This is a genomic window from Marinobacter antarcticus (assembly GCF_011049865.1).
Taxonomy (GTDB): Bacteria; Pseudomonadota; Gammaproteobacteria; order Pseudomonadales; family Oleiphilaceae; genus Marinobacter; species Marinobacter antarcticus_A.
The window spans coordinates 1-13199 of record NZ_DRGY01000041.1 but is presented as its reverse complement, the minus strand read 5'-3'; the positions used below and the strand labels follow the sequence as shown (position 1 = coordinate 13199).

The following is a 13199-nucleotide window of genomic DNA, read 5'->3' as shown; positions in this document are numbered from 1 at the left end:
CCATCATTCCCTGCCAACCGCTGCAAGATTTCGCGCCGTGATGTCAATAATTCGCTGCCTTGCGTCGCGGCTGGCCCAGGCCGAGTGCGGCGTAATGATCAGATTTGGAATATCACCGGCCAGTAAAGGGTTGCCATTTCGCGGTGGTTCTTCGGTCAGCACATCAAACCCGGCACCGGCAATAACGCCCGCTCGCAGCGCGTATGCGAGGGCCGCCTCATCCACCAGACCACCCCGGCTGGTGTTAATAAGCAGGGCATCCGGCTTCATCATCTGTAACTCCCGAGCGCCAATCAGATTGCGGGTTTCATCGGTAAGCAGGCAGTGAAGTGAAAGAACATCCACCTGCGGCAACAGTTCGTCCAGAGGAATACGGGAGTACCCGTCGGTCTCACCCGCCGCCTGTCCGGGCCGTGCACCGAGCACTATGTTCATGCCGAAAGCCTTGGCCAGCGCCGCCACGCCCTGCCCGAGGTCGCCGTAACCAAGCAGGCCCAGGGTGCGGCCTTCCAACTCCATGATCGGGTGATCCATCAGGCAGAACATATCGCTTTTCTCCCAGCGCCCGGCCCGCACATCGCGATCATAATCCAGCAGGCGCGTTGCCAGCGCCAGTATCAGGGCCATGGTGTGCTGCGCCACCGTTGAGCGCCCGTAGTGGGTCACATTGAGCACCCGAATGCCATGCTCTTTGGCCGCCTCCTGATCAATATTGTTCAGCCCGGTGGCAACGACGGCAATGGTTTTCAGTTCCGGGCAGCCTTCAAAATGCGCGCGCGAGAGCACAACTTTGTTAACCAACACGGTATCAAAACCCCGGATTCGCTCCGCTACCTGAGCCGGCGTGGTGGCGCGGTGCTTCGCGAGCTCACCGGTGACCCGCTCAATAGGGGCAAGATCCACATCATTGCCAAGCGTGGTGGCGTCAAGAAATACGGCTTTCATACTTTTCTCCTTCATCAATACCGGCAAAGATTAAGGTAGACTGAGCCAAACGTCCAAAGAAGAGGCTGGAGACCATGGAACACGAATTTTGGCATGAGCGCTGGAGCAAAAAAGAAACCGGTTTCCACGAAGGTTCCGTTAATAAATTTCTTCATGACCACTGGCCGGAGCTCGCCGATGCTGGCGCGAGCGCCCAAGGCGTGTTTGTTCCGCTGTGCGGCAAAGCCCATGACATGTGGTGGCTGCATGATCGGGGGCACTCGGTTATCGGCGTGGAGCTGAGCGAAATCGCCTGCAAGGACTTCTTTGAAGAGGCGGGTGAAAAAGCCATGGTTCATCCCGGTGAACCATTCACAACTTTCAAGCATGATAACCTGGAGCTCTGGGCCGGTGATTTTTTTCAACTCGCCCCCGGCGATCTGAAGCATATACGCCTTGTATACGATCGGGCCGCCCTAATCGCTCTTCCCCCTTCCATGCGCAAGCATTACGTGGAGCATCTCACAGCGATCATTCCGGAGGGCACCAGAATCCTGCTTATTACTCTGGACTACAATACCAAAATCACCGCACCACCGTTCAACGTCAGCGATGACGAAGTGCAGGAGCTCTACGCGGCCGACTATGACATTGAGCATATTACAACCAATACCCTCGCAAGCGACCACCCCTTTACAAAACGCAAAGGCCTGATCGGCGCGACTGAGAGCGTATTCCGGCTTACGAAACGGTAGTTCCAGAATTGGCTCCCGAATTGGGCCCGTAACATAATTTAATGAACCTTAACCGTTTACTGCCTGTCCAAGCTTGCGACCGTGAACTAAGCTCACATTGAACAGGCCGAAATCCGACACAGATCGTGACCGGCCGATACTGTTTATTTCTGCCACCCACAACCAACCGAATCGCCCGCGTGGCGACCGTAACTGCAACGGGGATATTGCGTGTACTAAAAGCTGAAGAACAGCGAGCGAGGGGCTACCCATGAGCATACTGACGCAGTTTAAAAACCGGTATGAGAGCACCCAGGAAGAAGAGTACAGTCTTGAGGAATACCTCGAGATCTGTAAAAAGGATCCCACGGCTTATGCCACAGCCGCGGAACGGTTATTGATTGCCATCGGCGAACCCGAATTTGTCGATACCTCCCGTGACATCCGTCTGTCGCGTATTTTTTCCAACAAAATGATCAAACGATATCCTGAATTCGCCGAATTCTACGGCATGGAAGAAGCCGTTGAGAACATCGTGTCGTTTTATCGACACGCAGCGCAGGGCCTGGAAGAAAAGAAACAGATCCTGTACCTGCTGGGGCCGGTTGGTGGCGGTAAATCGTCACTAGCGGAAAAGCTCAAATACCTGATGCAGAAGGTTCCCTTCTACGCAATCCAGGGCTCACCGCTGAACGAATCGCCGCTGGGACTGTTTGATCCGGCAGAAGACGCCGCCATTCTGGAAGAGGAATTCGGCATTCCCTCCCGCTATCTGAAATCAATCATGTCGCCCTGGGCCGTGAAGCGCCTGCACGAATATGGCGGCGATATCAGCCAGTTCCGCGTGGTGAAAAAGTATCCGTCCGTTCTCGACCAGATAGCGGTGTCCAAAACCGAACCGGGGGACGACAACAACCAGGACATTTCGGCGCTGGTCGGCAAAGTAAACATCCGCATGCTGGAGGACTACTCCCAGGACGACCCCGACGCTTACAGCTTCAGCGGCGGCCTGTGTAAAGCCAACCAGGGCCTGATGGAATTTGTGGAGATGTTCAAGGCGCCCATCAAAGTGCTGCACCCATTGCTGACAGCCACTCAGGAAGGCAACTACAACACCACCGAGGGCATGGGTTCGGTGCCGTTCGACGGCGTTATTCTTGCCCACTCCAACGAATCTGAATGGCAGACCTTCCGCAACAACAAACACAACGAGGCCTTTCTTGACAGGGTGTATATCGTCAAGGTGCCCTACTGCGTTCGTGTGACCGAAGAGATTGAGATCTACAAGAAGTTACTGAAAAACAGTTCTCTTGCCGGTTCGCCCTGCGCGCCAGACACGTTGGACATGCTGGCCCAATTCTCAGTGCTCTCACGCATCAAGGAACCGGAAAACTCCAGTGTGTTCTCCAAGATGCGGGTCTACGACGGCCAGAACATCAAGGACACAGACCCCAAAGCCAAATCCATTCAGGAATACCGGGATGCGGCGGGGGTTAATGAGGGCATGGACGGTCTTTCAACCCGATTTGCGTTCAAGATTCTCTCCAAGGTGTTCAATTTCGACACCACCGAAGTGGCCGCCAACCCCGTACACCTGTTGTATGTCATTGAAAAACAAATTGAGCAGGAGCAGTTCGCACCGGAAATCCAGGAGCGCTATCTGCGCTTCATCAAAGAGTTTCTGGCCCCGCACTACGTTCAGTTTATCGGCAAGGAGATCCAGACCGCCTACCTGGAAAGCTACAGCGAATACGGACAAAACCTGTTTGATCGCTATGTAACCTATGCGGATCTGTGGATTCAGGATCAGGAATTCCGGGATCCGGAAACCGGCGAAATACTTGACCGGTCTTCTATCAACGAGGAACTGGAGAAAATCGAGAAGCCGGCGGGCATCAGCAATCCAAAGGATTTCCGCAACGAGGTCGTCAACTTTGTGCTGCGGGCGCGGGCTAACAACCAGGGCCAGAACCCGTCCTGGCTCAGCTATGAAAAGCTGCGCAGCGTGATCGAGAAGAAGATGTTCTCCAACACCGAAGACCTGCTGCCGGTTATTTCGTTCAACCCCAAGGCCAGTCAGGAAGATCAGAGCAAGCACAAGCAGTTCGTGGAGCGCATGGTTGATCGAGGCTACACAGAGAAGCAGGTGCGCTTGCTGGCGGAGTGGTATTTGCGGGTGCGCAAGTCTCACTAGTGGAGCGTGAATTATGGGTATGACCCACATCGTCGACCGGCGGCTGAACGGAAAAAACAAGAGCGCGGTGAACCGGGAGCGGTTTTTACGCCGCTACCGGCATCACATCAAAAAGGCCGTCTCGGATGCGGTACACCAGCGCTCGATTACCGACATAGAGCGGGGGGAGCGTGTCAGCATTCCCACGCGGGATATTGACGAACCCACCTTCCACCATGGCCAGGGTGGCCACCGCGAGATGGTGCACCCGGGTAACCGCGATTATGTAACCGGAGACCGACTGCCCAAGCCCGAAGGCGCGAATGGCCAGGGGCAGGGGCAAGGCCAGGCCAGCCCCGACGGCGAAGGCATGGATGAGTTTGCCTTTCAGATCACCCAGGAAGAGTTTCTCAACTTTCTATTTGATGATCTGGAACTCCCGAACCTTGTCCGGAAAAAGCTCAAAGACACCGAAACCTTCAACTATGTGCGCTCCGGATTCAGTACCCACGGCGTACCCGCCAAGCTGGACGTTGTTCGATCTCTGCGTGGTGCCCACGCTCGTCGTTTGGGCTTGGGCGGCGCGCGCAAGAAGAAGATCCGGGAACTTGAAGCCCAGCTTGCGGAGCTCAGAACCGCGCCTGCCGAACTGGATGCGGCGTTCAGCCACGAAGATCAGATCAAGGTGCTTGAAGACGAAATCGCCCGGCTGAAAGCCAACGTGAAGCGGATTCCGTTCATCGATGAAATCGATCTGCGCTACCGCCAACACCTGAGACAGCCCAAACCGGCCACCAGCGCGGTCATGTTCTGCCTGATGGACGTATCCGGTTCCATGACCCAGATGCACAAGGACACCGCCAAACGGTTTTTCATCTTGCTGTACCTCTTCCTTAAGAAGAATTACAAAAAGATAGACGTGGTGTTCATCCGACATCACACCAGCGCCAAAGAAGTGGACGAGGAAGAGTTCTTCTATTCCCGGGAAACCGGGGGCACCATTGTTTCCAGCGCCCTGAAGCTGATGCACAAGATCATCGAATCACGCTACTCCCCGGCGGAATGGAATATCTACGCCGCGCAGGCTTCAGACGGCGACAACTGGAACGACGACTCCCCCGTCTGCGGCAAACTGCTGACCGACAGCATTCTGCCTCTGGTGCAGTATTTCGCCTATGTGGAAATAACGCCCCAGGATCACCAGATGCTCTGGTACGAATACGAGCGGGTGCAGGAGCGTTTTCCCGAAAGCTTCGCACAGCAGCAGATTGCAGACCCCAATGAGATTTACCCGGTGTTCCGCCAGCTATTTGAGAGGAAAACCGCATGAGTGATGCCCTTGATCACCCGAGCGAGTTGGGACGTGACGGCCTGACAGCCAATGCACCAATTTCTACTGGCTCGGAATGGACGTTCGAACTGATTGGCAAATACGATGTGGAAATAGCGAAATGCGCTGCTGAGTTCGGGCTGGACACCTACCCGAATCAGGTTGAAGTGATCAGCGCTGAGCAGATGATGGACGCCTACAGCTCTGTGGGCATGCCGGTTGGGTACAACCATTGGTCCTTCGGCAAACAGTTTCTCAGTACGTCTAAAGGCTACGAGCGCGGTCAGATGGGGCTGGCCTATGAGATAGTGATCAACTCCGACCCCTGCATTGCCTATTTGATGGAAGAAAACACCCTACCCATGCAGGCACTGGTGATTGCCCATGCCTGCTACGGCCACAATTCCTTCTTCAAAGGTAACTATCTGTTCCGCACCTGGACAGACGCCAGCGCCATTATCGATTACCTGGTGTTTGCCAGGAACTATGTATCCGAATGCGAAGAACGACACGGTGTTGACGCCGTTGAGGCCATACTGGATTCGTGCCACGCGCTGATGAACTACGGCGTTGATCGCTACAAACGACCCGCTCCGATTTCAGCGGTAAAAGAACAGGAGCGCCAGGAGGAGCGAGAGGATTACCTGCAGCGTCGGGTGAATGATCTATGGCGCACCATTCCGAAACTGGACGAGGACGAAGACCCCATAAAGCGCAAGAAGCGTTACCCGGAAGAGCCCCAGGAAAACCTTCTGTACTTCATTGAAAAAAACGCGCCCTTGTTGGAAACCTGGCAGCGGGAGATCGTTCGGATTGTGCGCAAACTGGCCCAGTATTTTTATCCCCAGCGCCAGACTCAGGTAATGAACGAAGGCTGGGCGACGTTCTGGCACTATACCTTGCTGAACAGGATGTACGAGAAGGGCCTGGTGACCGACGGCTTCATGCTGGAATTCCTGCAAAGCCACACGGCCGTGGTGTATCAACCTCCGTTCAACAGCCCGTGGTATTCCGGAATCAACCCTTACACCCTCGGATTTTCGATCTTCATTGACCTGCGGCGGATCTGTGAGACACCCACGGATGAGGATCGCGAATGGTTTCCGGACATTGCCGGCACCGACTGGGTTAAATCCCTGCACTTCGCCATGGCCAACTTCAAGGACGAAAGTTTTATCCAGCAGTTCCTGTCGCCCAAAGTAATGCGGGATCTTAAACTGTTTGCGGTTGAAGATGACGATCTGGAAGACAGCTACAAGGTAACCGCCATTCACAACGAACCGGGCTACCGCGAGCTGCGGGAGAAACTCGCCCGCCAGTACAACCTCAGTTACCGGGAACCCAACATTCAGGTGTGGAACGTGGATGTGCGGGGTGATCGTTCATTGATGCTGAGGCACGTACCCGTCGACAGGGTGCCGTTGGGCAAGGATACAGAGGAGGTTCTGCGTCATGCGCACAGGCTTTGGGGTTTTGATGTGCACCTGGAAAGCGTGGATGAGGGCTTGCTGATAGAGGAATACACCTGCCCGCATCAACCTGAAAATTCCTGAATCCAGTCCACCATCCACGGCACGATAAGCGCCGTCGCGAATGCAGAAAGCGCCATGGCCAGCCCTGAAAACGCCCCCATTCTGCTGCTCACCTGAAACGCCCGTGCGGTGCCTATACCGTGGGCCGCTACGCCCATGGCGATGCCTTTGGCGGTGTCATCTTTAACGCCAATCCACTCAAACAGCTTGGTGCCCAGTACCGCCCCGGTAATGCCGGTAATCACCACCAATGCCGCTGTCAGCGATGGCAGGCCTCCAATTTTCTCGGATATGCCCATGGCAACAGGTGCGGTTGCCGATTTGGGCGCAAGAGACATCTGGATTTCCAGCGAGCCTCCCAGCAGCCGCGCCAGCCATATAGAACTGCCGGCCGCGATGGCCACGCCGCAAATCAACGATATAAGAACCGGCAACCACAACTGGCGTAATCTTGAAAACTGCTGGTAAAGCGGAACGGCCAAAGCCACGGTGGCCGGGCCCAGCAGAAAGTGTACAAACTGCCCGCCGGCAAAATAATCGTGGTAGGAAATACCGGACATCATCAGCAGCGCGATCAATATGGCCACCGACGTAACTACGGGATTGGCCAGAGGGTTGGAGTTGGTTTTCAGATAGAACCTGTAGGCGAGTCCGTAGGCAACCAGCGTAATGGTCAGCCCAAGCAGCGGAGTAGCCGAAAGATAAACCCAGATATCTTGCAATCCCGGATTATTCATCAGCCTGGCCTCGCGCTGGCGCAGGTTTCGCAAACCAGCGACTGGTCTGCTGCATGATCAATGCCGTGGCCACCAAGGTAATCATCGTACTGAAAAGCAACGCGAACGTAATCGGCAGCCATTCGTCTGCAATCCGGCCAAAATGCGTCATCATGCCAACGCCGGCCGGCACAAACAGCAATGGTAGATGGCTCAGCAATGCGGTAGAGGCTTGCTCAACGGGTTCAGACGCCCGGCCGCGAATCATCATGGTGACAAACAACATAACCATTCCCAGCACCGGGCCAGGTATCGACACACCCAAAAGGCGCACGATTATTTCCCCTGCAAGCTGGTAAACAAGCAGCAGAGTGACACCACTCAAAAAATTCATTACCTGGCACTCCCGTTACGTCCCAATGCCGGGGCCAGCTTTGGGGATGGACATGGAGCTGGACTCAAGCAGAGTCAGCGTCATCATAAGCGCAATGGTACCATTTTTGCCCCCATCGAGATTCCGGGTTCCTCCATTTTTTTCGCCCTGGAGATCGTGCGCAAACGCCGTAACCCGTATACTTGCAAGCAACAATTAAAAGATCCACTTTCACGCCCCAACCGGGCAGAGGTGCACAAGGAATGAAACGCCTGGGAACACTGGACGCCTCTTGGCTGGCCGTAGAATCTGAAGACACGCCGATGCACGTGGGCAACATGCAGATTTTTTCATTGCCGGAAGGCGCCCCCGATACCTACCTGCGCGACCTGGTTACCAGCATGAAGGAAACCGGGGAAATTGCCCCGCCCTGGTGCTACAAACTGGCATGGTCCGGTTTCATCGGCAGGCTACTGGCACCGTCCTGGAAAGTGGATAAACACATCGATCTTGATTACCACGTGCGCCACTCTGCTTTGCCCAAGCCGGGCGGCGAGCGGGAACTCGGCGTTCTGGTTTCTCGCCTGCACTCCAATCCTCTGGATATTGTACGACCATTGTGGGAGTGCCATGTTATTGAGGGTTTGGAGAACAACCGCTTTGCGCTCTACACCAAGATGCATCACTCCATGATTGATGGCATCAGTGGCGTGCGCCTGCTGCAACGGGTACTGAGCACCGATCCGGATGAACGCGCTATGTTACCGCCCTGGACGGTGCGACCCGAGCGGCACCGGGGTAATAAAGAGGATTCCGAAGCAAGCATTCCCGGGGCTTTTTCCCAGGCGATGGAAGCGCTCAAGCTGCAGGCCGATCTCGCCCCCACCCTCTGGAAAGCGGGCAGTCGATTGTTACATTCGGTTCGCCATCCCGAGGACGGTTTAACCGCGCCGTTCACCGGGCCGGTTTCACCCATTAACCGTCGCGTTACCGGCCAGCGACGCTTCGCCACTCAGCATTACGAACTCGAACGGCTGAAAAAGCTGGCCAGCGCGTCGGGCGGCTCACTAAACGACATAGTGCTTTATTTGTGCGGTACGGCGCTGAGACGCTTCCTGCTGGAGCAGGATGATCTCCCGGCCAGTTCACTTACAGCGGGCATTCCGGTCAATATCCGGCCGGTGGACGATGAGGGCACGGGCACTCAGATCAGCTTCATGATTGCATCTCTTGCCACCGATGAAGCCGACCCTCTTGCTCGGCTGCAGGCCATAAAGTCGTCCACCCGGCGAGCAAAAGAGCACCTGCAAAAACTTCCAAAAAGTGCTCTTAACCAATACACCATGTTGCTGATGTCACCTTACATTCTGCAGCTAATGTCGGGCCTGGGCGGGCGCATGCGCCCGGTGTTCAACGTAACCATATCCAATGTCCCCGGGCCGCACAGAACCCTGTACTACGAGGGCTCCAGGCTTGAGGCCATGTATCCGGTTTCGCTGATTGCCCACGGCGGCGCTCTGAACATCACCTGCCTGAGCTATGCGGGATCATTGAATTTCGGATTTACAGGCTGCCGGGACACCCTGCCCAGCATGCAGAAACTGGCGGTATTTACCGGGGATGCCTTGGATGACCTGGAAAACCTGATTCTTCCGCCCAAGCCAAAACCCAAAAAAGTGTCGACTAGCAAACGTGGAAAGGCCTGAACCTGGCCAGGACTAAAGAAACAGTGCCAGCGTCAGGCGATCTGGAGCAGCCTCAATAACTGAGGCTTTTGCTGATCGTTCATGATGTCGCCAAGGGTGTACTTGTCGAGAACCGAAAGGAAAGCCTGCAAGGCCTCTCCAAATACCGGTTTAAGACCACACACCGGGGCGATTTTGCAGCCCCCGTTGGCAGAGTGACACTCAACAATGTTGAGATCGTGCTCGGTTTCGCGCACCAGCACACCCACATTAATGTCGTCCGGCGCCCTGTGCAGTCGCATGCCACCTTTTTTCCCGCGAACCGTCTCTATATAACCTTTCTTGTTGAGTTGGTGCACAACCTTCATCAGGTGATTCTTGGAGATGTCGTAACTGTCGGCAATTTCCTGAATCGTTGTCAGGCGTTCATCCTGCACCGCCAGATACATCAGCACACGAAGAGAGTAATCGGTGTAGCGAGTAATGTGCATTCAACACTCCGGTTCTTCAAACAAAGCGATCAGTAAGAGGGGCGGGAAAGCAAATAACTTGCGACACCAGCCATAAAAATACCCGAGACGGCCAGTACCATTCCTGCAGCCCCCAAGAAAAAAAGAAGACTCCAGCTCAGCGTCATCATGCTGCACGCCATCACCTTTGCCGTAACCGGAATAACCCGGTTGCGCCGCCAGTCTCTGATGGCAGGCCCAAACGAAGGGTGCTCCTCAAGCCAGATCGCAAATGCCGGAGACCCCTTACTGGCAAAAAACGCAGCAAGCAGAACAAACGGTGTGGTCGGCATCAATGGAAGCACCACGCCAATTGCAGCGAGTCCTATTGATATATACGCAAGAATTCGAAAACCGGTTTTACCGTAATGCGTGGCCATGACGGGCATCTCCACACTGGTCAATTCTTCATCCATTCTACCGCTAAATCAGTGAACAGGTCTTCCGAGGCGCTTTAAAAATATCAACCGGGCTATGTACGAAATCTTGATGCCTACCGCAAACAAGAGCGTGCCAACATGGGCAAACACCTGAACCATCATCGGGAGGCGCCCGGCGAGCGGATACGCCATTACGATGGTAGCGACCAGACCCAGCAGCGACCAAACCATTGCACTGTTAGCTCGAAACAGCAGTTTTTCCATGTCTTCCCCCGGTAAAAAGGTGTCAGGTTTTTTTACCTGCCTAATAAGATGTATTTTATAGTAATGTTATTGATAAAGGCCAACAACTTTCCGCCAAAACCTCATAAAATTGCATCTAAATGGGTTTTACTGCGAATAATCGTTCAACTTACCCCGCGTGGGGTATCGGATTTACCGGTTGATTCTGCGATACTGAAAACTACCGTTAATCCGTGAACGTGCACTCAGCAGTTATAGGAAAGAAACCGATGTCCCAAAGCCAGCTGACAGATCGTTTTGGTAGAACCGTCAACTACGTGCGCCTGTCCGTGACAGACCGCTGCGACTTCCGTTGCGTTTACTGCATGGCAGAGGAGATGACCTTTCTGCCCCGCGAGCAGGTTCTGACGCTTGAGGAAATTGCCCGCATTGCACGGACGTTTGTTTCTTTGGGCACGGAAAAAATTCGTCTCACGGGCGGTGAACCACTGGTTCGTAAAGACATCATCGAGCTGGTTCGGGAAATCGGCACCTATAATCTTCGCGATTTTGCCATGACCACCAATGGCAGCCAGCTACCCACAATGGCTGAGCCGCTGCGCAAAGCCGGGTTGCAACGCCTCAATATCAGCCTGGACTCGCTGGACCCCGTAAAGTTTGCGAGCATTACCCGCACAGGCAAGCTGGCCCGGGTGCTAGAAGGCATAGACGCCGCAAGAGACGCCGGGTTCAAGGGCATCAAGCTGAACACCGTAGTGATGAAAGGCGGGAACGACCAAGAGGTTCCGGACCTGATTGAATTCGCTCGCAAGAAAAACGTCGACATAACCTTTATTGAAGAGATGCCCCTGGGTGAAATTTCCGAGCACGATCGCGGGCAGGTTCTGTGTACCAGCGATGAAGTGCGCGAACTCATTGGCCAGCACCACGAACTGATCCCTACACCGGAAGATTCCGGCGGCCCGGCCCGCTATTACCGTATGTCAGACAGCCAGATCAAGGTGGGCTTTATTTCCCCTCACTCCCACAACTTCTGTTCTACCTGCAACCGGGTGAGAGTAACCGTTGAAGGCAGGTTGTTGCTGTGCCTGGGGAACGAGCATTCCGTTGATCTGCGGCGGGTTGTGCGCGGCCACCCGGTAACCAACGATAAACTCCGGCAAACCATTATCGACTCCATGGACTTGAAGCCCGAGCGACACCACTTCTCTACTAATGGCGATGTTCAGATTCTACGCTTTATGAACATGACCGGCGGTTAAGCCGTAGCCAGGCATTCAGGCCCGGCCGTACCTGCAGTGTTCAGCCAAAATTGATGGCGTCGCCGTGTTTGTCCAGCGGCAGATAGTTGCCGACCTGCCCCAAGCGAATGGATTCCACCATCATGGTCATTGGCTGCTGCGCCTCGTCTGACGACGGCAGCGTGCCGCCCCTGCCCGACATGGCCGCAACAAACACCACATCCCAGGGCTCGCCGGTGCTGCGTGACTGCTCCACCAGTGAGGAAAACTCGAGAACCTCGGCCGGGGCCTTGTCGACACAAATCACCGGCGTAAGCGCACCGCCCTCGCCTTGCTCGAACGCGGCTTTTTCGTTTGCGGAGGCATCATCGGGAAGCTCCGCCCGACAGAACACAAACAGCAGACGCTGGGGTTCGGGTTCGCTGTGGGTCGCTTCAATCAGATCACTGTAACGGCTAATCATGAATGCACTGTCCTTTCGCTGTTCGGTTTGCTGTTTTCCATTGACTACTGACTGATATCAATCAAACGTTTGGGGTCGGAGATAAACACCCTGCCCCGGTTTACCCGAACCAGGCCACTGGTTTTGAGATCTGCCAGAATGCGGGAAAACGTTTCCGGCTGCATGGCCAATCTGGACGCCACCAGGCACTTTGGCAGGGGCAACTCCACTTCACCGCCTTGCGCTGCGCCGTTCGGCAACAGGTCAATGAGATACCGGATCAGCCGGTCGCGAGCGTTCTGAACGGTCATGATTTCGAGGTCGTGAAACCGGGAAACGGCGCGCATGGCGTAGTGCCGAAGCGCCGCATGGGCGTATTCCGGATTGCGGTTCAGCATATCCTGATACGCTCTGACCGGAACCATCAGAACCTCACTGGATTTCAGCGCCTCAGCGTAACAGGCGTAACGGGCGGGATCCGCATAGATCATCACCTCCGCAAAACAATCACCCGGCGCAACACTGTCGAGCGTACGATCAACGCCGGAGGAGTCCAGCCGGTATAATCGAAAGCGGCCAGATAGCACGAAGAAAAAGTGGTGCGCCGGCATATCCTGCCGATAAAGCACCTGGTGGCGCGACAGGCGAAGGCGGCGAGACTGCCCAATGAGGCTCTCGATATCTGCCCCATTGAGCGTGTTGAAAAGAGCATGGCTGCGAAGCGATTCCAGCCCGTTTTCATCGTTATCCGACGTATTGACAGCCACCAGAACCGGTTTGGTGTAGCGGGATTCCAAAGATTGCATCGCCCCCATGTCCGTACCCCCCTCTTAAATCATGTATTCAAAATAATTCTTTAATATATTATAGGGCTCCTCCAAAAAAATCGCCCCTCTTTGGAGGTATACCCGTGGGCT

At 54.9% G+C, this 13199-nt stretch carries 14 protein-coding genes; 6 read left to right on the top strand and 8 right to left on the bottom strand.

Translation table 11 applies throughout. The features are described 5' to 3' along the window. Window positions 1–3 precede the first annotated feature (3 nt). On the bottom strand, window positions 4–945 hold the full coding sequence (locus ENI00_RS05305; RefSeq protein WP_304099929.1) for a D-2-hydroxyacid dehydrogenase: 942 nt from the start codon (window positions 943–945) through the stop codon (window positions 4–6). A gap of 74 nt (window positions 946–1019) precedes the next feature. Here ENI00_RS05305 and tmpT point away from each other — a divergent pair, with 74 nt between their 5' ends. The 4 genes from tmpT to ENI00_RS05285 all read left to right on the top strand — a co-directional run bounded on the left by tmpT (window position 1020) and on the right by ENI00_RS05285 (window position 6714). Next, window positions 1020–1679, top strand: coding sequence for a thiopurine S-methyltransferase (gene tmpT / locus ENI00_RS05300; RefSeq protein ID WP_304099926.1), 660 nt, complete (start codon window positions 1020–1022; stop codon window positions 1677–1679). 250 nt (window positions 1680–1929) lie between these two features. Next, window positions 1930–3852 carry a PrkA family serine protein kinase gene (locus ENI00_RS05295; RefSeq protein ID WP_304099924.1) on the top strand — a complete coding sequence of 641 codons (1923 nt, stop codon included), beginning with the start codon at window positions 1930–1932 and terminating at the stop codon, window positions 3850–3852. Window positions 3853–3865: 13 nt separating this feature from the next. Then, window positions 3866–5161 (top strand): YeaH/YhbH family protein, encoded by a 1296-nt coding sequence (locus ENI00_RS05290; protein WP_304099921.1) that lies wholly within the window; start codon window positions 3866–3868, stop codon window positions 5159–5161. Further along, a complete protein-coding gene (locus ENI00_RS05285; protein ID WP_304099918.1) occupies window positions 5158–6714 on the top strand; it encodes a SpoVR family protein in 1557 nt (518 codons plus the stop codon). Before ENI00_RS05290 ends, ENI00_RS05285 begins: the two co-directional genes overlap by 4 nt. On the opposite strand, the gene ENI00_RS05280 is transcribed toward ENI00_RS05285, so the two are convergent. Together ENI00_RS05280 and ENI00_RS05275 are read right to left on the bottom strand one after the other, a co-directional pair. Further along, the gene (locus tag ENI00_RS05280) at window positions 6696–7430 is read right to left on the bottom strand and encodes an LrgB family protein (RefSeq protein ID WP_304099916.1); all 735 of its coding nucleotides are present in this window, start codon (window positions 7428–7430) and stop codon (window positions 6696–6698) included. The two genes, ENI00_RS05285 and ENI00_RS05280, sit on opposite strands and share 19 nt — an antisense overlap. Further along, entirely contained in the window at window positions 7423–7803 is a 381-nt protein-coding gene (locus ENI00_RS05275) for a CidA/LrgA family protein (RefSeq protein ID WP_304099914.1), read from the bottom strand. Before ENI00_RS05275 ends, ENI00_RS05280 begins: the two co-directional genes overlap by 8 nt. Before the next feature lie 242 nt (window positions 7804–8045). Between ENI00_RS05275 and ENI00_RS05270 the strand changes: the two genes are divergently transcribed. Beyond that, window positions 8046–9488 (top strand): WS/DGAT/MGAT family O-acyltransferase, encoded by a 1443-nt coding sequence (locus ENI00_RS05270; protein ID WP_304099911.1) that lies wholly within the window; start codon window positions 8046–8048, stop codon window positions 9486–9488. 32 nt (window positions 9489–9520) lie between these two features. Here ENI00_RS05270 and ENI00_RS05265 read toward each other — a convergent pair whose 3' ends face one another. The 3 genes from ENI00_RS05265 to ENI00_RS05255 are packed head-to-tail and all read right to left on the bottom strand — an operon-like array spanning window position 9521 to window position 10620. After that, window positions 9521–9958, bottom strand: a complete 438-nt coding sequence (locus ENI00_RS05265) for an RrF2 family transcriptional regulator (RefSeq protein ID WP_304099908.1) — start codon at window positions 9956–9958, stop codon at window positions 9521–9523. Between the two features lie 29 nt (window positions 9959–9987). Then, window positions 9988–10356, bottom strand: coding sequence for a YbaN family protein (locus tag ENI00_RS05260; RefSeq protein WP_304099905.1), 369 nt, complete (start codon window positions 10354–10356; stop codon window positions 9988–9990). Between the two features lie 48 nt (window positions 10357–10404). Further along, entirely contained in the window at window positions 10405–10620 is a 216-nt protein-coding gene (locus tag ENI00_RS05255) for a hypothetical protein (protein WP_304099902.1), read from the bottom strand. Window positions 10621–10868: 248 nt separating this feature from the next. Between ENI00_RS05255 and moaA the strand changes: the two genes are divergently transcribed. After that, on the top strand, window positions 10869–11861 hold the full coding sequence (gene moaA, locus ENI00_RS05250) for a GTP 3',8-cyclase MoaA (RefSeq protein ID WP_304099899.1): 993 nt from the start codon (window positions 10869–10871) through the stop codon (window positions 11859–11861). 40 nt (window positions 11862–11901) lie between these two features. Here moaA and ENI00_RS05245 read toward each other — a convergent pair whose 3' ends face one another. Then, entirely contained in the window at window positions 11902–12303 is a 402-nt protein-coding gene (locus ENI00_RS05245; protein ID WP_304099896.1) for a ribonucleotide reductase subunit alpha, read from the bottom strand. Between the two features lie 44 nt (window positions 12304–12347). Then, window positions 12348–13097 carry a Crp/Fnr family transcriptional regulator gene (locus ENI00_RS05240; RefSeq protein WP_304099893.1) on the bottom strand — a complete coding sequence of 250 codons (750 nt, stop codon included), beginning with the start codon at window positions 13095–13097 and terminating at the stop codon, window positions 12348–12350. Window positions 13098–13199: the final 102 nt, after the last annotated feature.